Source organism: Roseateles sp. (genome assembly GCF_019237615.1).
In the GTDB taxonomy this organism is placed as follows: domain Bacteria; phylum Pseudomonadota; class Gammaproteobacteria; order Burkholderiales; family Burkholderiaceae_C; genus Pelomonas.
In genome coordinates this window covers 59,547-78,730 of record NZ_JAFAGT010000033.1, presented here as the reverse complement: position 1 = coordinate 78,730, position 19,184 = coordinate 59,547, and the positions used below count along the sequence as shown (strand labels likewise).

Below are 19,184 nucleotides of genomic sequence, written 5' to 3'. Positions count from 1 at the left end.
CGAGGCTCTCCTGAGAATTTCCCTATCCGGCGGGAAATCGGCCCCAAAACGCGTAAAGTTCGCCCTTCCTCAATTTAGTGGTGACTCCCTAGACGCCAGCGTAGCGGCGCCACCACGTGTTTGATGCAAGTTCTCGTCCTGCATGGCCCCAACCTCAACCTGCTCGGCACCCGCGAGCCCGAGGTCTACGGCGCGCAGACTCTCGCGCAGATCGATGCCGAACTGGGCGCGATCGCCACTGATGCCGGCGCCACGCTGAGCAGCTTCCAGAGCAACCATGAAGGCGCTCTGGTCGACCGCATCCAGGCCGCGCGCACGGACGGCACGCGCTTCATCATCATCAACCCGGCCGCCTACACGCACACCAGCGTCGCCATCCGCGACGCGCTGGCGGCCGTAGCCCTGCCCTTCATCGAAGTTCATTTGTCCAACATCCACCGCCGCGAGGCCTTCCGCCACCACAGCTATGTGAGCGAGCTGGCGGTGGGCGTCATCTGCGGCCTCGGCGCGAACGGCTACCGTCTCGCGCTGCGCCACGCCCTCGAAGTCCTGGAAGCCGGCGCCTGACCCTGCGCGCCGCTTTCTTCCTTCCCCCCCACAACAACAACACAGCCTGGAGCCACGATGGACCTGCGCAAGCTCAAAACCCTGATCGACCTGGTCTCGGAGTCCAATATCTCTGAACTGGAAATCACCGAAGCCGACGGCAAGGTCCGCATCGTCAAGTCCGACCCGGCGGCCGCCGTCGCCGTGCAGCCGGTCTATGCCGCCGCACCGGTCACGCCCGTCGTCACGGCCGCCGCGCCGGGCGCCGCACCGGTGGCTGCAGCGGCAGCGCCGGCCGCCGCCGCGCCCGTCGAGACTGGCCATATCGTCAAGTCGCCCATGGTGGGCACCTTCTACCGCGCCTCCAGCCCCAACGCCAAGCCCTTTGCGGACGTGGGCCAGGCCGTCAAGGAGGGCGAGGCCATCTGCATCATCGAGGCCATGAAGATCATGAACGAGATCGAGGCCGACAAGACCGGCACGATCACGAAGATCCTTTGCGAGAACGGCCAGGCGGTCGAGTTCGGCCAGCCGCTGTTCGTGATCGAGTAAGGACTTCTGATGTTCAAGAAGGTTCTTATCGCCAACCGGGGCGAAATTGCGCTGCGCATCCAGCGCGCCTGTCGCGAGCTCGGCATCAAGTCCGTCGTCGTCTACTCCGAGGCCGACCGTGACGCCAAGTATGTGCGCCTGGCCGACGAGGCCGTCTGCATCGGCCCCGCGCCGTCTGCGCAGAGCTACCTCAGCATGCCGGCCATCATCGCGACGGCCGAGGTGACAGACGCCGAGGCTATCCACCCCGGTTACGGCTTCCTGTCCGAGAACGCCGATTTCGCCGAGCGCGTGGAGCGCTCGGGCTTCACCTTCATCGGCCCCAGCCCCGAGTCCATCCGCATGATGGGCGACAAGGTCTCGGCCAAGCAGGCCATGATCCGCGCCGGCGTGCCCTGCGTGCCGGGCTCCGAGGGCGCCCTGCCCGAGGACCCGAAGGAGATCATCAAGATCGCCCGCTCCGTGGGCTACCCGGTCATCATCAAGGCCGCGGGCGGCGGTGGCGGCCGCGGCATGCGCGTGGTGCACACCGAGGCTGCCCTGGTGCACGCGGTGCAGACGACGCGCGCCGAGGCGGGCGCGGCCTTCGGCAACCCCGAGGTCTACATGGAGAAGTTCCTGGAGAACCCGCGCCATGTGGAAATCCAGATCCTCGCCGACACCTTCAAGAACGCCGTCTGGCTGGGCGAGCGCGACTGCTCCATGCAGCGTCGGCACCAGAAGATCATCGAGGAGGCGCCGGCACCGGGCATCCCCCGCCGCACCATCGAGAAGGTGGGCGACCGCTGCGCCGCCGCCTGCAAGAAGATGGGCTACCGCGGCGCAGGCACCTTCGAGTTCCTGTACGAGAACGGCGAGTTCTACTTCATCGAGATGAACACCCGCGTGCAGGTGGAGCACCCGGTGACCGAGCTGGTCACCGGCATCGACATCGTGCAGCAGCAGATCCGCATCGCCGCCGGCGAGAAGTTGCCGTTCACGCAGCGCCAGATCGAGCTCAAGGGCCATTCCATCGAGTGCCGCATCAACGCGGAAGACCCGGTCAAGTTCACACCCTCGCCCGGCCGCATCACGATGTGGCACGCCCCCGGCGGCCCCGGCGTACGCGTGGACTCGCATGCCTACACGAACTACTTCGTGCCGCCCAACTACGACTCCATGATCGGCAAGATCATCGTCCACGGCGACACGCGCGAACAGGCGCTGGCGCGCATGCGCATCGCGCTGAGCGAGACGGTGGTGGAAGGCATCCAGACCAACATCCCGCTGCACCGCGAGCTGATGGCCGACGCCAAGTTCATCGAGGGCGGCACGAGCATCCATTACCTCGAAAGCTGGATGGCTGCGCACAAGCGATGAGCAACCTCTTCGAACTGGCCCTGGTCTGCCGCGAGGCCGACGTCGAGACCGTCAGCGATGCGCTGATGGAGATCGACGCTCTCGCGGTGTCGGTGGAAGACGCCGACGCCGACACCGACGCCGAACAGGCCTTGTTCGGCGAGCCCGGCATGCCGGCGCCCAAGGCCGGGTGGGAGCGCTCGGTCGTCAAGGCGCTGTTCCCCAGCGAGCCCGAGGCCACCGAGGCCGCGACGCTGATTCTGGCCCAGGACTGGGCGGCCGACGTGCACGTGCAGGCCATCCAGGCCGTACCCGAGCAAGACTGGGTGCGCCTGACGCAGAGCCAATTCGCGCCGGTCGAGATCACGCCCGAGTTCTGGATCGTGCCGAGCTGGCACCAGGCCCCGCCTCAGGCGCAGCGCGTCATGCGGCTGGACCCGGGCCTGGCCTTCGGCACCGGCACGCATCCGACGACGCGCATGTGCCTGCGCTGGATCGCCCGACACGCGCAGCGCTGGCCGCGCGTGCTGGACTATGGCTGCGGCTCCGGCATCCTCGCCATCGGCGCGGCCCTGCATGGCGCCCACGACATCGACGCCGTCGACATCGACCCGGCAGCCATCACCTCCTCGCGCGACAACGCGACGGCCAACGGCGTCACGCTCAGGCCGGGCCTGCCTGAGCTGGCCCGGGGCGAGTACCCGCTGGTCATCGCCAACATCCTGGCCACGCCGCTGAAGCTGCTCGCGCCGCTGCTGTGCGCCCACGTGGCGCCGGGCGGCAACCTGATCCTGGCTGGCATCCTGAGCCGCCAAGCCGACGAACTCAAGGCCGCCTATGAGCCTTGGCTCAAACTCGACGTCAGCGACGAGGAGGAGGGCTGGATCCTGATGACGGCCGAGCGCCCCGCATGAGCCTCGCGACGCGCTGCACCGCCTGCGGCACGATCTTCAGGATCGTCGAGGATCAACTGCGCGTCTCCGATGGCTGGGTGCGCTGCGGTCGCTGCGCCGAGATCTTCGACGCCCGCGAGTTGCTGTTCGACATCGAGCGCGACGCCCCGCCGCCCTGGCCCACTCAGTTCGCGCCGGAGGCGGAGGCGGAGCCTCAGCCTGCACCGCCGCCGCCGGCCCCGGTCTTCGAGCCGCCACAGCCGTGGATGCCGCCGCCCGACCCCGAGCCCCAGGCGGATGCGCTGCCGACGGGCTGGCCGTCCCCGGACATCGCCCGGCACGAGCCGCGCTGGGTCGACGAGGACGCCGCAGCGCCGGCACCATCCCCCACGCCCGAGCCGGCGCCCATCTTGGCCGCGGAGCCCGCGCCCGCGGCGCCCGCCATGCCCGAATTCATGCGGCGCGCCGAGAACAGCGCACGCTGGAACCGGCCCGGCGTGCGCCTGGCGCTGGCGGGCCTGACGCTGCTGCTGGCCCTGCTGCTGGGCCTGCAGATCGTGCTGCACTTCCGCCATGCGATCGCCGCCCTGCACCCGCCGCTGCGCGAGCCGCTGAGGGTCTTGTGCGGCCTGGCGGGCTGCGAGATCAAGCCGTGGAAGCGCATCGAGGCCTTGAGCATAGACGCCACCTCGTTGAACCCCATAGGCAGCGGCAGCTACAGACTCAACCTGGCGCTGCGCAACAAGACCGGCGTGGACGTGGCGGCACCTTCCGTCGAACTGAGCCTGACCGACGCCAACGGCGCACCGCTGGCGCGCCGCGTGCTCGGCCCGGAGGCCATGAGCCCGGCGCTCACGCAGGTCAACGCCGAATCCGAGCAGTCCCTGAGCCTGGTCTTCAGCACCGGCAGCCAGCGCATCAGCGGCTACAGCGTCAACATCTTCTATCCCTGAAGCGAGCGCGCAACCGCGTGCAGCCCGCGGCGGACTGCACGACACGCGCCGAAGACCTCACCGCCGGCAGGCAATGAGGCATGAAGCGCGACCGCGTCGAATTCCAAGGACTCCGCGCCACCCAAACAACAAAAAGCCCGGCACCGACAGATTCGGGCCGGGCCGGCTGGTGTCGCGAGCCGGGCGGCGAAGCGCCCGGTCAGCGAGTCAGCGTATCGCCGGATTAGGGCTTGTTGCCGGTCGGGAAGGGCCAGGCGGCTTGGGGGCTCAGCGCCGTCTTGGCGGCCGGGGCAGCAGCAGCAGGCTTGGCAGCGGCGGCAGGCTTCGCGGCAGCGGCGGGCTTGGCAGCAGCCTTCTTGGGCGCAGCGGCGGCCTTCTTAGCAGCAGGCTTGGCAGCAGCCTTCTTGGGAGCGGCGGCCTTCTTGGGCGCAGCAGCCTTCTTCGCGGCGGGCTTGGCAGCAGCCTTCTTGGGCGCGGCAGCCTTCTTCGCAGCAGGCTTGGCAGCGGCCTTCTTGGGCGCAGCAGCCTTCTTAGCCGGAACGGCCTTCTTGGCGGGTGCAGCCTTCTTGGCCGGAGCGGCCTTCTTCGCGGGCGCAGCCTTCTTGGCCGGAGCGGCCTTCTTGGCGGGAGCAGCCTTCTTGGCCGGAGCGGCCTTCTTCGCGGCGGCGGCCTTCTTCGGTGCGGCCTTGGCCGGGGTCTTTGCAGTTGCCATGGTTTTCTCCTTGATCAAGTGGAAAAGTCACCGTCCCGCACGGACCGGTCCGTGCGGATACGGTTATTCACCGTCCGAGAGTCGCTCAGGAGGAACGCCTCGGTACGGTGAATCGGATCGCCATGCAGCCCCGCCACGTCTAGCGTGTAGATGCGGGTTTCGCTCGGTAACTGCATTGGCCAGTTCTTGATCTTGTTAAGGCTGGGAGATCAATCCCAGCTCAGGGCCCCGCCCGATTGGTACTCGATGACACGGGTCTCGAAGAAGTTGCGTTCCTTCTTCAAGTCGATCATCTCGCTCATCCACGGGAAGGGGTTTTCTTCGTTGGGGAACAGTGCGTCGAGGCCGATCTGCACCGCACGGCGGTTCGCGATGAAGCGCAGATAGCCCTTGAACATCGAGGCGTTGAGGCCCAGCACGCCGCGCGGCATGGTGTCCTCGGCGTAGCGATATTCCAGCTCGACGGCCTTCAGGAACAGCGCCTTGATCTCGGCCTTGAACTCGGCCGTCCACAGGTGCGGGTTCTCGAGCTTGATCTGGTTGATCAGGTCGATGCCAAAGTTGCAGTGCATGGACTCGTCGCGCAGGATGTACTGGTACTGCTCGGCGGCACCGGTCATCTTGTTCTGGCGGCCCATCGCGAGGATCTGCGTGAAGCCGACGTAGAAGAACAGGCCTTCCATCAGGCAGGCGAAGACGATCAGCGACTTCAGCAACGTCTGGTCGGTTGCAGGCGTGCCGGTCACGAACTCCGGCTTCATGATCGCTTCGATGAAGGGGATCAGGAACTCGTCCTTGTCGCGGATGGACTGGACCTCGTTGTAGGCGTTGAAGATCTCGCTCTCGTCCAGGCCCAGGCTCTCGACGATGTACTGGTAGGCGTGCGTGTGGATGGCTTCTTCAAAAGCCTGACGCAGCAGGAACTGGCGGCACTCGGGCGCCGTGATGTGGCGGTAGGTGCCCAGCACGATGTTGTTGGCGGCCAGCGAGTCGGCGGTGACGAAGAAGCCGAGGTTGCGCTTGATGATGCGGCGCTCGTCTTCGGTCAGGCCGTTGGGATCCTTCCAGAGCGCAATGTCGCGGCTCATGTTCACTTCCTGCGGCATCCAGTGGTTGGCGCAGGTGGCGAGGTACTTCTCCCAAGCCCACTTGTACTTGAACGGTACCAGCTGATTCACATCGGTCTGGCCGTTGATGATGCGCTTGTCGGCGGCCTTCACGCGGCGCGCGGTGGTGGCTTCGCCGGACAGTTGGGGAGCAGGCATCGAGACGCTGGCAGCTTCGCGCACGGACGCCGAAGCGGGCGTCGCCGAAGGCATGGCCGCGAGAGGTTTCGCGGTGGGGGTATCAGTGGACTTCAGGTCTTCGTCCCAATCCAGCATGGTGTGCTTCCTATCACTTCGAATTATCGGCAGTGCTTGTGCAAATCAACAAGAACTAGCAACGGCTATTTGCATCATTCGCGCAATCTTTGTTGCGCGTGGGCATCGAAAACAAGCGGCGCGAACTTGTCTATACAAGTTCGCGCCGCTGCTTCGATTACTGGCAGGCCTCGCAGCCGGGGTCGTCGATGGCGCAGAACTTCATGTCCGTCGCCGGCAATTCGGACTCGACAACGGGCACCGGCGCGGCCGGTGCAGCGACGACCGGCGCGGCGCCCGACGACACCGCGTTGAGCTGGCCCGAGCGCGTGACCGTGCTCTTCTCGGCCTGCGTCGCGCTGATGGTGCGCAGGTAGTAGGTCGTCTTCAGGCCGCGCTGCCAGGCCAGTTTGTAGGTCTCGTCCAGCTTCTTGCCCGAGGCGCCGGCCATGTAGATGTTCAGGCTCTGCGCCTGATCTATCCACTTCTGGCGGCGCGCACCGGCCTCGATCAGCCAAACGGTGTCGACCTCGAAGGCCGTCGCGTACAGCGCCTTGATGTCGTCGGGCACGCGGTCGATGCGGCGCAGCGAGCCGTCGAAATGCTTGAGGTCCATGACCATCACGTCGTCCCACAGGCCCAGCGCCTTCAGGTCACGCACCAGGGACTCGTTGATGACGGTGAACTCGCCAGACAGGTTGGACTTGACCGACAGGTTGCCGAAGCAAGGCTCGATGGACGCGTCCACGCCGATGATGTTGGAGATGGTGGCAGTCGGTGCGATGGCGACGCAGTTGCTGTTGCGCATGCCGTGGGTGGCGATGCGGTCGCGCAGCGCGCCCCAGTCCAGCGACATCGAGCGGTCCACGTCGACATAGCCGCCACGGGCCTCGGCCAGCAGGTCCAGCGAGTCGATGGGCAGGATGCCACGGTCCCACAGCGAGCCCTTGTACGAGGAATAGCGGCCGCGCTCCTCGGCCAGCTCCGTCGACGCCCAGTAGGCGTGGTAGCAGACAGCTTCCATCGAGCGGTCGGCGAACTCGACGGCGGTGTCGGAAGCGTAGGGCGTGCGCAGCGCATACAGCGCGTCCTGGAAGCCCATGATGCCCAGGCCCACCGGGCGGTGACGCAGGTTGGAGTCGCGGGCTTTCTTGACGGCGTAGTAGTTGATGTCGATGACGTTGTCCAGCATGCGCATCGCCGTGCGCACCGTCTTCTTCAGCTTGGCCTGGTCGATGGCGCCGTCCTTCAGGTGCTGGGCCAGATTGACGGAGCCAAGGTTGCAGACGGCGATCTCGCTGTCATTGGTGTTCAGCGTGATCTCGGTGCACAGGTTGGACGAGTGCACGACGCCCACATGCTGCTGCGGCGAGCGAACGTTGCAGGCGTCCTTGAACGTGATCCAGGGGTGGCCCGTCTCGAACAGCATGGACAGCATCTTGCGCCACAGGTCCTTGGCGGGCATGCGCTTGAACAGCTTGATCTCACCGCGGTCTACCTTGGCCTCGTACTCGACGTAGGCCTTCTCGAAGGCGGCGCCGAACAGGTCGTGCAGGTCCGGGCAGGTGGATGGGCTGAACAGCGTCCAGTCGCCGCCCTCGATGACGCGGCGCATGAACAGGTCGGGAATCCAGTTCGCCGTGTTCATGTCGTGGGTACGGCGGCGGTCGTCGCCGGTGTTCTTGCGCAGGTCCAGGAACTCCTCGATGTCCAGGTGCCAGGTTTCCAGATAAGCGCAGACGGCGCCCTTGCGCTTGCCGCCCTGGTTCACGGCCACGGCCGTGTCGTTGACGACCTTCAGGAAGGGCACGACGCCCTGGCTCTTGCCGTTGGTACCCTTGATGTGCGAGCCCAGAGCGCGCACCGGCGTCCAGTCGTTGCCCAGGCCACCGGCGAACTTGCTCAGCAGCGCGTTCTCCTTCAGCGCCTCGTAGATGCCGTCGAGGTCGTCACTGACGGTGGTCAGGTAGCAGGACGACAGCTGCGAGCGACGCGTGCCGCTGTTGAACAGCGTCGGCGTGCTGGACATGAAGTCGAAGCTGGACAGCACTTCGTAAAACTCGACGGCACGGGCTTCGCGGTCGACCTCGTTCAGCGCCAGGCCCATGGCCACGCGCATGAAGAAAGCCTGCGGCATCTCGATGCGCACGTCGTCCACATGCAGGAAGTAGCGGTCGTACAGCGTCTGCAGGCCCAGGTAGTCGAACTGCAGGTCACGCTCGGCCTTCAGCGCGGCGCCCAGCTTGGCCAGGTCGTACTGGGCCAGCTTCTCGTCCAGCAGCTCGGCCTGGATGCCCTTCTTGATATAGCCGGGGAAGTACTCGGCATAGCGGGCCTGCATCTGGCCTTGAGTGACCTCGCCGCCGATGATCTCGCGGCGGATGGTGTGCAGCAGCAGGCGGGCGGTAGCGCGGCTGTAGCCGGGGTCCTTCTCGATCAGCGTGCGGGCGGCCAGGATGGCGGCCTTGTAGACCTCGTCGATGGCGACGCCGTCGTACAGGTTGCGCATCGTCTCGGCCAGCACCGGTTCCGGCTTCACGTCGGCACCCAGGTTCTCGCAGGCGGACGCGATCAACGACTTCAGCGCACCCAGGTCCAGCGGCACGCGCACGCCGCCGTCCACCACCATCAGCTTGGGCTCGACGGCGCGGGCGGCCTCGCCATGGGCCGCACGCTCCTGCGCCCGGCGCTCGCGGTACAGAACATAGGCGCGGGCGACTTCGTGGTGGCCGCTGCGCATCAGGCCCAGCTCGACCTGGTCCTGTACGTCCTCGATGTGGAAGGTGCCACCGCTGGGCCGCGAACGCAGCAGCGCGCGCACCACGTTCTGCGTCAGCTGCTCCACCGTCTCGCGCACGCTGGCCGAGGCCGCGCCGCTGGTGCCGTGCACGGCCAGGAAGGCCTTCATCAGCGCGACGGCGATCTTGCTGGGCTCGAACGAGACCACGGCGCCGTTGCGCCGGATGATCTGGTAGGCGTGGTAGGTCGTCAGCGCGGGGGCGCCGGGGGCTTGCGCGTCGGATCCAGACGCGACCGGGGAGACCGTGGCGGCCGGGGCACCAGGGTTCGTGGCGGCTTCATGCAGCATGAGGGGATCCTTTATCAAGAAATGACGGGCCAATGCGCGGCAGCAACCCGGAGGCGGGCCAGCGCATCGTGCGTTGCTTCGGTGGGGGTGTTTCGTCCCTGCCGCTCCATTGCCAGGCCGGCATTCCGGCTGGGTCCTCGGGCGCAATGCCGCTGCAGCCAAGCCGCAGCAAACAGCGAATCCGGGGGAGTGGTCATGGGATCGACTGGGTCAGCAGGATATCACGAGGGGACACTATATCTATGGCCAGCACCCCCCTCAAGCACTACCCCTAGTGTCAAACCCGGGCCGTCGGCGGGCCTGAAAACCACCCCTAACGACCACCTGGGGCCGATCAGATCGGGGGTCGGCCTGCTCGGCCCGCATTGGCGCTGGGCTGGCGGGCCGAAGCGGGTCGCGAGGCCGCGCCAATGCTGGGTTTACCGGGCCGTCGCGGCAGCCGCCGCACCGGTCACACGGGATTCAAGCCGGGCAAATCCCGAGACGGGATTTTTCTCTGCCCCTCAGCAATCGCCCGCCGAGATCGCCAGCCGTGCCATGCGGTAGCGGATCTGCCGTAGCGACAACCCGAGGCTGGCCGCCGCCGCGGTGCGGTTGAAGCGGTGCAGTTCCAGCGCACGCAGCAGGATGCCGCGCTCGACCTCGTCGAGATAACGAGCCAGGTCACTGGGCAGCTCTTCCTGCAGCAGCAGCCCCTCGCCCCCAGGCTCGACGGCCAGAGGCGCCTCAAGCGCGGCGAACTGCGACTCGCTGCGGTCCTCGTCCAGCAGTGCCTCGGGCAGGCCGAGGTCGTCGGTGTCTATCCACTCGCCGCCGGCGAGCGCCAGCGCCCGATGCAGCAAGTTCTCCAGCTCACGCACATTGCCGGGGAAGGCGTAGCGCGACAGTGTCTGCAGCGCGCCGTTCGTCAGCCGCGGAGTGGGCGACACGCCGGCGTCCTGCGCGATGCGCGCCAGCACGCGCGCCCCGATCAGGCCGAGATCCTCCAGCCGCTCGCGCAGCGGCGGCACGCGGATCTGGATGACGTTGAGGCGGTAGAACAGATCCTGGCGGAAGCGGCCGGCCGCCACCTCGGCCGCCAGGTCCTTGTGCGTCGCACTGAGGATTCGCACGTTCACCGGGCTTTCGCTCGTCGCACCGACCGGCCGTACCGAACGCTCCTGGATCACGCGCAGCAGCTTGCTCTGCATGGCCAGCGGCAGGTCGCCGATCTCGTCGAGGAACAACGTGCCGCCGTCGGCCGCCTGAAAGAAGCCCTCGCGATCCTCGTTCGCGCCGGTGAAGGCGCCCTTGCGGTAGCCGAAGAACTCAGCCTCCAGCAGGTTCTCGGGGATGGCACCGCAGTTGACCGCGACAAAGCGCTGGCCTGCGCGCGCGCCATGGTCGTGGATGGCGCGCGCGACCAGCTCCTTGCCTGTACCCGACTCGCCCTGTACCAGCACCGGTGCCATGCTGCGCCCGACCTTGTCGATCAGCGAACGCACCGCGCGCATGGCTGGCGACTCGCCCACCAGGCGCAGCGCCGAGGCCGGCGCCACGGCCGGCTTCTGCGCTGCAGCCACCGGCGCCAGCTCGGGCGGTGCCACCCGCCCCAGCGCCGAGCCGACGACGATGCGGAACTGGCGCAGGTCGACCGGCTTGGTCAGGTAGTCATAGGCGCCGGCCTTCAGCGCCTCCACCGCGTTCTCGGCCGAGCCGAATGCGGTGATGACGACGGCCTTCTCCGGCCGGCCCGCCTGCTCCAGCCAGCGCAGCAGCTCCAGACCCGAGCCGTCGGGCAGCCTCATGTCGGTGATGACGGCGCTGTAGGTCGCGGCCTGCAGCTGTGCCAGCGCGTCGGCGACGGAGCCGGCGCTGTCGATCTCATAGCCCTCGCGGAGCAGCGTCAGCTCGTAGAGCGTGCGCAGGTCGGGCTCGTCGTCGACGACCAGCAGGCGCGGCAGCGTGGCAGTAGTCATGTGCGCAATCGGACGCAGAACTCGTTGGCGGCCGCATCGGCGGCGCGGCGGTACTCGATGCGGGCGCCATGGCGCTCGCAAAGTTCCCGGCAAATATAGAGGCCTAGCCCCGAGCCGCGGCTGCGCGTCGAGAAGAAGGGCTCAAAGAGGTGGCGCTCGATCTCCATGGTCACCGGCGCACCGACGCTGCGCACGACGAGGTCCAGCCCCTCGCCCTGGCGCGCCAGCGTGACCCGGATCGCGCCCGGGACTGCGTCGGCATGACGGTGCGCGTTGTCCAGCAGGTTGACGAGGATGCGGCGCAGATGCTCGGCGTCGAACAAGCCCCTCAGCCCCGGCGCCGCGATCTGCAGCAGGAAGCGGCCCTGCGTGCCCGGCGCCACGCCGTTGACCAGGGCCCAGTCCTCGCAGGTCTCCTGCACCAGCGCGCTGACATCCAGGCTCAGTGTGGCGGGCTGCACGCTGGGTGCCAGCTCGCCGACGTCGTCGACGAGGCGCTTGAGCCGCTGCACATTGGACGCCACCATGCGCGTCAGCTGCTCCGCGCGAGCTCCGCTGGCATCCTCGGCCAGCAGTGCATTGGCCTGCGCGATGGCCGCCAGCGGGTTGCGGATCTCGTGCGCGATGCCGGCCGACACCCGGCCCATGGCGGCCAGCTTCTCCTGGCGGGTGCGCGCCAGCAGCTCGCGGTTGTCTTCCACGAACAGCACGCACAACTCCTCACTACCCTCGCGCTGGCGCGTGAAGCGCAGGCGCAGGCGCAGGCTGCGGCTGGCCCCGCCGTCCAGCGGCAGCGCCACGTCCAGCTCCGTCCCCGCCGCGCCGGCGCCGCCGGCATAGGCCTGTTCCAGCGCCTGCACCAGCGGCTGCCAGTCAGCACGGCCGCGCAGTTGCCAGCTCAGCTCGCCGCTGGCTGCGCCGAGCAGCACGCGCGAGGCCGGGTTCATCGCCCGCACGCGGCCGCGCCGGTCGACGACCAGCACACCCTCCTGCATCTCGTCGATGACAAGGCGGTTCAGCAGCTCCTGCTGGCGCGCCAGCGCCAGGCTGCCGCGCGCCGCTTTCTCCTCGCGGGCCAGGCGTGCGCTCAGCTCGCCGGCCAGCAGGCTGACGGCGAACAGGCCACTGCCCACCAGCCCGGCCTGCGTCGTCTTCAGGCCCACGTCCGCGCCCGCCAGCACCGACCAGGCCGCAGCACCCAGCAGGCCCAGCGTCGCCATCGCCGCCGTAGCCAGCGCCAGCAGGCGCGGGCACAGCACGGCCGCCATCAACACCGGCATTACGAACAGCACGCCGTAGTTCACGCCACTGGAATCCAGCGCATGCAGCACGCCGAACAGGATCAGGTCGATGCCGATGGCGCTCCACCAATGCGGGCTGCTGATCCGCGCCAGGTTGCGAGCCGACGCGCCGCGGCGCAGCTGCGGCAGCAGCCACAGCGCCACCGCGGCCGCGGCGTAGGACGCGCTCAGCGCCAGCGTCGAGGCGGCCGGTGATGTGCCCAGCGCCGCGGCGATCAGCTGGGCCGCGATCAGGGCCAGCCCCAGCGCCGCGCGCGCGGCTACGAAGGCGCGATACAGGCGGCCAAAGCTGGCGCTGCCCTCAGCCGGCTCGACCGGCGCGGACTCGACGAACCAGCCGCCCTCTCCCGCCAGGCCGCTCACGCCCGGTCCCGGGCTTCGAAGCTGGCCCGGTGCGCAGTGCTGCAGAACACGCCACCCTTGCCCGGCAGCGCCTCGTCGGCGGGCAGGTGCACGCCGCACTCGGCGCAGCGCAGCATGGCCTGCGGCGCAGCGGGCGGCGGCGTGCGCGACTCGGGCTCGCGCGGCCGGGCACGCCTGGCGCCCAGCACGAAGAAGAGGACGCCCAGCAGCAGGAGCAGCAGCAAGTACTTCATGCCCCGCCCCCGTTGACGCCGCGCTGCAGGATGACCTCCAGCACGAAGCGCGAGCCGGCATAGGACAGCAGCAGCAGGGCCGCGCCGGCGTACAGCCAGCGCGTGGCGCGCCGGCCGCGCCAGCCGTAGATGCGCCGACCAACGAGCAGGCCCGTCAGCACCAGCCAGCCCAGCACGGCAAGCAGGTTCTTGTGATCCCAATGCCAGGTCGGCGTGAACCACCAACCCAGGAAGATGGCCAGCGACAGCACGCCGACACCGGCGGCCACGAACTGGAAGGTCAGCCGCTCCAGCTGCAGCAGCGGCAGCCCGCCGGGCTCGGCCTGCTTCTGGCGCAGCCGCGCCTCGGCCCGGTTCATCAGCGCCGCATGCAGTACGGCGACCCCGAACAGACCGTAGGACGCCAACCCCAGCACCCAATGGAGCGGCGCCCAGGGCGACGCCGCCAGCGGCCGGCTCTCGCCGGGGAAGCTCCAGGCCAGCAGCACCGCGGCGGCGGCCAGCCAAGCCAGCACGCGGCGCACGCTGTGCAGAGGCAGGAAGCGGCTTTCGATCAGATAGACGGTCAGCACCAGCCAGATCGTCATCGACAGCGCCGGCGCAAAGCCGAAGCGCGCGCCGGGGGTCGTCAGGCCGTAGCCGCTGATGTCGATGAACAGGGCCGCGAACTGCGCCGTCCAGCCCAGCGCCATGGGCGGCACCGAACGCAGCGGGCGCCGCACGACGGCGTCGCCCTCCAGGACGCCTGCGCGCAGCAGCCCCACCCAGACATAGCCCAGCAGCGCCAGCGCGCTGGCCACCGCCAGCGCCAGGCCCGGCCCGACGGCCTGGGCGCCTCCGACATCTGCGACAAGGGCGGGCGATAAACTCATGGCTGCAGTGTACTTTTGGCCCCCGCCGTTCTGCGGGACCGGCCCCTCCCCGACCCATGGCTTCCAACCTCACCGACCGCCTGAGTCGCCTCGTGAAGACGATGCGCGGCCAGGCCCGCATCACCGAGAGCAACGTGCAGGACATGCTGCGCGAAGTGCGCATGGCCCTGCTGGAGGCCGACGTGGCCCTGCCCGTCGTTCGCGACTTCGTCGCGCGGGTCAAGGAGAAGGCGCTGGGCCAGGAGGTCGTCGGCTCGCTGAACCCGGGCCAGGTGCTGGTCTCGGTCGTGCACAAGGAGCTCGCCGCGACCATGGGCGAGGGTGTGGCCGACATCAACCTCGCCGCCCAGCCGCCCGCCGTCATCCTGATGGCCGGCCTGCAGGGCGCGGGCAAGACGACCACGACGGCCAAGCTCGCCAAGCACCTGATCGAGAAGCGCAAGAAGAAGGTGCTGACGGTCTCCGCCGACGTCTACCGTCCCGCCGCCATCGAGCAGCTGAAGACGGTCACGCGCCAGGCCGGCGCCGAATGGTTCGAGTCCACGCCCGACCAGAAGCCGCGCGACATCGCACTGGCCGCGCTGGACTACGCCCGCCGCCACTACGTCGACGTGCTGCTGGTCGACACGGCCGGCCGCCTGGCCATCGACGAGGCGCTGATGGCTGAGATCAAGGAGCTGCACGGCGTCCTGAACCCGGTCGAGACGCTGTTCGTCGTCGACGCCATGCAGGGCCAGGACGCGGTCAACACCGCCAAGGCCTTCAAGGAGGCGCTGCCGCTTACCGGCGTCATCCTCACCAAGCTGGACGGCGACTCGCGCGGCGGTGCGGCGCTGTCAGTGCGCCAGATCACCGGCGCGCCGATCAAGTTCGCCGGTGTCTCGGAGAAGATCGACGGCCTGGAGGTGTTCGACGCTGAGCGCCATGCCGGCCGCGTGCTGGGCATGGGCGACATCGTGGCGCTGGTGGAGCAGGTCACGCAGAGCGTGGACCTGGCCTCGGCCCAGGCCATGGCCGAGAAGCTCAAGAGCGGTAGCGGCTTCGACCTGAACGACTTCCTGCAGCAGATCGCGCAGATGAAGAAGATGGGCGGCCTCGGAGGCCTGATGGACAAGCTGCCGCAGAACATGATGGGCAGCAAGCAGCCCGGCCAGGCCGACATGGACCGCGCCGAGCGCGACATGAAGCGCATGGAGGGGATCCTGCGTGCGATGACCGCCAAGGAGCGCGCCCAGCCCGCGCTGCTAATGGACGGCAAGAGCAAGGCCAGCCGCAAGCGCCGCATTGCCACCGGCGCCGGCGTGCAGATCCAGGACGTCAATCGCCTGCTGAATCAGTTCGACCAGATGCAGCAGATGATGAAGAAGATGAAGGGCGGCGGCCTGATGAAGATGATGAAGCGCATGGGCGGCATGAAAGGCCTGATGTAGCGCCGTGGCGGGTGCCCACGCACTCGCCGACAACTGCAGCAAGACGCCTCGCGCCTCTGGCGCCAGGCATGCCCGGGATGGGCTTGGCGCTGGTTGACGCCGAAATGCGAGAAGGCCCCGCAGGGCCTTCTCGAGCGGCTCGGAGCGACTTACTTCTTCTCGGCGGCCGCCTTCAGGCCCGGCAGGAAGTCGGCACCGTGCGCGACCTGCGCGGTGGACTGCCGCACCGTCTCGCCCAGCGGCTCGACGCGGCCGCCCAGGCAGCTGCCCAGGAAGCTCTCGGCGATCGCATTGAAGCCGATGCGGTTGTTCGGCTTGGCGAAGCCGTGGCCCTCGTCCGGGTAGAGCACATAGGTGACCGGGATGCTCCTGGCCTGCATGGCCTGGACGATCTGGTCCGATTCCGCCTGCTTCACACGCGGGTCGTTGGCCCCCTGGCCGATGAGCAGCGGACGCACGATCTGGTCGGCCTTGTACAGCGGCGAGGCGGAGCGCAGGACAGCCTTGCCCTCGTCGGTCGTCGGATCGCCCATGCGGCTGTACATCTGCTTCTTGCCGGCTTCCCAGTAGGGCGGGATGGTGCCCAGCAGGGTTTCCAGATTGGACGGACCGACGATGTCCACCGCGCAGGCGAAGGTGGTCGGCGTGAAGGTCAGGCCGGCCAGCGCCGCGTAGCCGCCATAACTGCCGCCCATGATGGCGACCTTGTCGGGGCTCGTGACGCCCTGCTTGACGGCCCAGTTCACGGCGTCGATCAGATCGTCGTGCATGGCCAGGCCCCATTGCTTGTTGCCGGCGTTCAGGAACTTCTTGCCGAAGCCCGTGGAGGCACGGAAGTTCACCGACAGCACCGCGTAGCCTCGGTTGGCCAGCCATTGGTGCGTGCCGTTGTAGCCGTAGCCGTCGCGCGCCCAGGGACCGCCGTGCACCAGCAGCACCAGGGGCACGGCCTGCTCGGGCTTGCCGTCGCCGTTCTTGTCCGCCCCCTGCGGCAACGTCAGATAGCTGGGCAGCGTCAGGCCGTCGCGGGCCTTGATCTCGACCGCATGCATGGGCACCAGCGGCGCGTTCTGCAGTTCGGGGCGGGCGACGTACAGCGGCGACAGCTTCTTTGCCTTGCGGTCGTACAGATAGGTGGCGGACACCTTGGAAACCGGGTCGATACCGACGATCCACTTGTCGTCGGCGCGGGTGCGGCTGCTGACGAAGACCTCGCCCTTGCCGAGCTGCTGCTGCAGCCAGTCGAAATCGGCCTTCAGGCTCTTGTCGACGAAGTGCCACTCGGTGGTCAAGTAGTCGACCGCATAGGCCTGCACCTCGCCGGTGACGGTGTTGCGCAGCGTCGCACCGAGGTCGGCGCGAGCATCCTCGGCGATCAGCTTGCGCTGGCCGGTGACGGTGTCCTCGGCGAACACGGCGGCGGTATCGCGGTCGCGCGAGTCCGTCCAGTACAGCGTCTTGCCGTCGACGGTGTAACCAATGGGGCCGGTCGCGTTGTCTTCCAGGCTGGTGCTCAGGACGGGCTTGTCGGCCGCCTCGCCACCCTTGATCTGGACGTAGTCCATGCCGCCGGCGGCGTTCGGGCGTGCGCCCAGGCGCACCTGCAGGTCGTCGTCGCTCTGGAAGCCGGCGAAGCCGTCGCCCTTCATGACCAGCTTCAGCTCGCCGGTCTTCAGGTTCAGCAGGTGCACGTCGTGCCAGCGCGGGTCACGGTTGTTGATGCCGACCAGCACCTCGTCCAGGCGCTTGCGCGAACCGCCCATCATGCGCACGCGCACCTTGTCGAAGGGCGTGTAGTCGCGCTGCGCGCCGGTCTTCACGTCGACGCCGTAGAGGCGGAAGTTCTCGTCGCCGGCGTTGTCCTTGACGAACAGCAGTTGCTCGCTGTTGCCCGACCAGAAGTGCCCGGGGATGGGACGGTCCTTGGAGTCGGTGACCGCCTTGGCGGCCTCCGGCTTGGTCGCAGGCGCGACCCAGACGTTCATCACGCCGTTCACCGGCGCCATCCACGACAGCCACTGGCCGTCAGGGCTCAGCTGGGCGCCAGCCTTGACCGGATTGCCGAACAGCGCGGCGCGCGGGATCAGCGGCGTGTCGCCCACGGTGACGGCGGCCTTGCGCGCGTCGGCGGCGAGCGAGCTCATGGGCAGCGCGGCGGCGAGCGCCAGGGTCAACGGGAGCAGGAGCTGGGTGGGAGACATGCAAACCTCGGACGGATCAAAAAGATCCGGGAGCATAGGCATTCCAGCAGCCCCGCTGACCAGTCAACTGCTGGGCATCTTCCCTAGGCCAGAAGCGCCTGCGCGAACTCGCGCGCATTGAAGGTCTCCAGGTCTTCCAGCTTCTCGCCCACGCCGATGAAATAGACCGGCACCGGCCGCTCGCGAGCGATGGCCGCGAGCACCCCGCCCTTGGCGGTACCGTCCAGCTTGGTGACGACCAGCCCCGTCAGGCCCAGCGCCTCGTCGAAGGCCTTGACCTGGTTCAGCGCGTTCTGGCCGGTGTTGCCGTCCACCACAAGTAGCACCTCGTGCGGCGCATCCTCCTGGGCCTTGGCGATGACGCGCCGGATCTTCTTCAGCTCCTCCATCAGGTGGATCTGCGTCGGCAGGCGGCCGGCCGTGTCGGCGATGACCACGTCCGCGCCGCGGGCGCGGCCGGCGTTCACCGCATCGAAGGACACGGCCGCCGGGTCGCCGCCCTCCTGGCTGATGATCTCGACCTTGGCACGGTCGGCCCACACACCCAACTGCTCGCGCGCGGCGGCGCGGAACGTGTCGGCCGCCGCCAGCAGCACACGCTGATCGGCCTCGGCGAGGTGGCGGGTCAGCTTGCCTATGCTGGTGGTCTTGCCGGCACCGTTGACGCCGACGACCATCATGACCGTGGGCGTGAAGCGCCCCACTTCCAGACCCTTCTCCAGCGGCGCCAGCAGCTGCGCCAGGGCATCCACCAGCAGGCCTCGCACAGCCTGCGGCTCGGTGACCCGGGTCTCCTTCACGCGCCGCTTCAGGTCGTCGAGCAGGAACTGTGTGGCCTTCACGCCGGTGTCGGCCAGCAGCAGCGCCTCCTCTAGCTCCTCGTAGAGCTGGTCATCGATGCGGGCGCCGCTAAAGACGCCGGCGATGCTGCCGCCGGTCTTGCGCAGCCCGGCGCGCAGGCGCTCCATCCAGCTTTGGCGAGGCGGCGCGGCGACCACCGGAGCTGGCGCGGGTGCGGCAACCGGCGGCGCCACCACGGACGGCGCGATCGGCGCTGCCACCGGTGCCGGCGCTATGGGAGGCGCCACGGGTGCGGGCGCGACGGCAGGCGCCACGGACGCGACCGGTGCCAGTGCCGGTGCCGGTGCCGGTGCCGGTGCCGGTGCCGGTGCCGGTGCCGGTGCCGGTGCGGGTGCGGGTGCGGGGGCCGGTGCGGGGGCCGGTGCGGGGGCGGGGACGCTGGCCGGCTTGACGGTCCACCCCTCGGACAACAGCTGAGGCCCTTCGGCGGGCGCTGGGGCCGGGGCCGACTTCTTGAAGAAACTGAACATAGCCGGCATTTTCGCTGGGTCTTGGCATATCCCCGCCGGAGCCTCGGCGGCG

15 protein-coding genes are annotated in these 19,184 nt (G+C 68.4%); 6 read left to right on the top strand and 9 right to left on the bottom strand.

Features of this window, described 5'->3' with window-relative positions; genetic code table 11:
• The first annotated feature begins 120 nt into the window (after positions 1 to 120).
• Genes aroQ through JOY88_RS06120 form a run of 5 tightly spaced genes read left to right on the top strand, consistent with a single transcriptional unit; the run spans position 121 to position 4,282 of the window.
• Positions 121 to 567 (top strand): type II 3-dehydroquinate dehydratase, encoded by a 447-nt coding sequence (aroQ, locus tag JOY88_RS06140; protein ID WP_293501230.1) that lies wholly within the window; start codon positions 121 to 123, stop codon positions 565 to 567.
• A gap of 57 nt (positions 568 to 624) precedes the next feature.
• Positions 625 to 1,098, top strand: coding sequence for an acetyl-CoA carboxylase biotin carboxyl carrier protein (gene accB / locus JOY88_RS06135; protein WP_293501228.1), 474 nt, complete (start codon positions 625 to 627; stop codon positions 1,096 to 1,098).
• Between the two features lie 9 nt (positions 1,099 to 1,107).
• Positions 1,108 to 2,457: an acetyl-CoA carboxylase biotin carboxylase subunit gene (gene accC / locus JOY88_RS06130; RefSeq protein WP_293501226.1), complete on the top strand. Its 1,350-nt coding sequence runs from the start codon at positions 1,108 to 1,110 to the stop codon at positions 2,455 to 2,457.
• On the top strand, positions 2,454 to 3,350 hold the full coding sequence (prmA, locus tag JOY88_RS06125) for a 50S ribosomal protein L11 methyltransferase (protein WP_293501224.1): 897 nt from the start codon (positions 2,454 to 2,456) through the stop codon (positions 3,348 to 3,350). Before accC ends, prmA begins: the two co-directional genes overlap by 4 nt.
• Positions 3,347 to 4,282, top strand: coding sequence for a zinc-ribbon and DUF3426 domain-containing protein (locus JOY88_RS06120; RefSeq protein WP_293501222.1), 936 nt, complete (start codon positions 3,347 to 3,349; stop codon positions 4,280 to 4,282). Before prmA ends, JOY88_RS06120 begins: the two co-directional genes overlap by 4 nt.
• Positions 4,283 to 4,505: 223 nt before the next feature.
• On the opposite strand, the gene JOY88_RS06115 is transcribed toward JOY88_RS06120, so the two are convergent.
• The 7 genes from JOY88_RS06115 to JOY88_RS06085 form a co-directional block, all read right to left on the bottom strand.
• Positions 4,506 to 4,994 (bottom strand): histone, encoded by a 489-nt coding sequence (locus JOY88_RS06115; protein ID WP_293501220.1) that lies wholly within the window; start codon positions 4,992 to 4,994, stop codon positions 4,506 to 4,508.
• Between the two features lie 209 nt (positions 4,995 to 5,203).
• Positions 5,204 to 6,376 (bottom strand): ribonucleotide-diphosphate reductase subunit beta, encoded by a 1,173-nt coding sequence (locus JOY88_RS06110; RefSeq protein WP_293501219.1) that lies wholly within the window; start codon positions 6,374 to 6,376, stop codon positions 5,204 to 5,206.
• 157 nt (positions 6,377 to 6,533) lie between these two features.
• Complete coding sequence (locus JOY88_RS06105) at positions 6,534 to 9,443, bottom strand: ribonucleoside-diphosphate reductase subunit alpha (protein ID WP_293501218.1); 2,910 nt, start codon at positions 9,441 to 9,443, stop codon at positions 6,534 to 6,536.
• Positions 9,444 to 9,946: 503 nt separating this feature from the next.
• Positions 9,947 to 11,401 carry a sigma-54-dependent transcriptional regulator gene (locus JOY88_RS06100; RefSeq protein ID WP_293501217.1) on the bottom strand — a complete coding sequence of 485 codons (1,455 nt, stop codon included), beginning with the start codon at positions 11,399 to 11,401 and terminating at the stop codon, positions 9,947 to 9,949.
• Positions 11,398 to 13,065: a sensor histidine kinase gene (locus JOY88_RS06095; RefSeq protein ID WP_293501215.1), complete on the bottom strand. Its 1,668-nt coding sequence runs from the start codon at positions 13,063 to 13,065 to the stop codon at positions 11,398 to 11,400. Before JOY88_RS06095 ends, JOY88_RS06100 begins: the two co-directional genes overlap by 4 nt.
• Positions 13,062 to 13,298: a PP0621 family protein gene (locus tag JOY88_RS06090; RefSeq protein ID WP_293501213.1), complete on the bottom strand. Its 237-nt coding sequence runs from the start codon at positions 13,296 to 13,298 to the stop codon at positions 13,062 to 13,064. The genes JOY88_RS06095 and JOY88_RS06090 overlap by 4 nt, the downstream gene beginning before the upstream one ends.
• Complete coding sequence (locus tag JOY88_RS06085; protein ID WP_293501211.1) at positions 13,295 to 14,170, bottom strand: cytochrome C assembly family protein; 876 nt, start codon at positions 14,168 to 14,170, stop codon at positions 13,295 to 13,297. Before JOY88_RS06085 ends, JOY88_RS06090 begins: the two co-directional genes overlap by 4 nt.
• Before the next feature lie 56 nt (positions 14,171 to 14,226).
• Between JOY88_RS06085 and ffh the strand changes: the two genes are divergently transcribed.
• The gene (gene ffh / locus JOY88_RS06080; protein WP_293501209.1) at positions 14,227 to 15,600 is read left to right on the top strand and encodes a signal recognition particle protein; all 1,374 of its coding nucleotides are present in this window, start codon (positions 14,227 to 14,229) and stop codon (positions 15,598 to 15,600) included.
• Between the two features lie 149 nt (positions 15,601 to 15,749).
• On the opposite strand, the gene JOY88_RS06075 is transcribed toward ffh, so the two are convergent.
• Both JOY88_RS06075 and ftsY read right to left on the bottom strand, forming a co-directional pair.
• Positions 15,750 to 17,801, bottom strand: coding sequence for a S9 family peptidase (locus tag JOY88_RS06075; RefSeq protein WP_293501207.1), 2,052 nt, complete (start codon positions 17,799 to 17,801; stop codon positions 15,750 to 15,752).
• 83 nt (positions 17,802 to 17,884) lie between these two features.
• Positions 17,885 to 19,132, bottom strand: coding sequence for a signal recognition particle-docking protein FtsY (gene ftsY, locus JOY88_RS06070; RefSeq protein ID WP_293501205.1), 1,248 nt, complete (start codon positions 19,130 to 19,132; stop codon positions 17,885 to 17,887).
• Positions 19,133 to 19,184 lie beyond the last annotated feature (52 nt).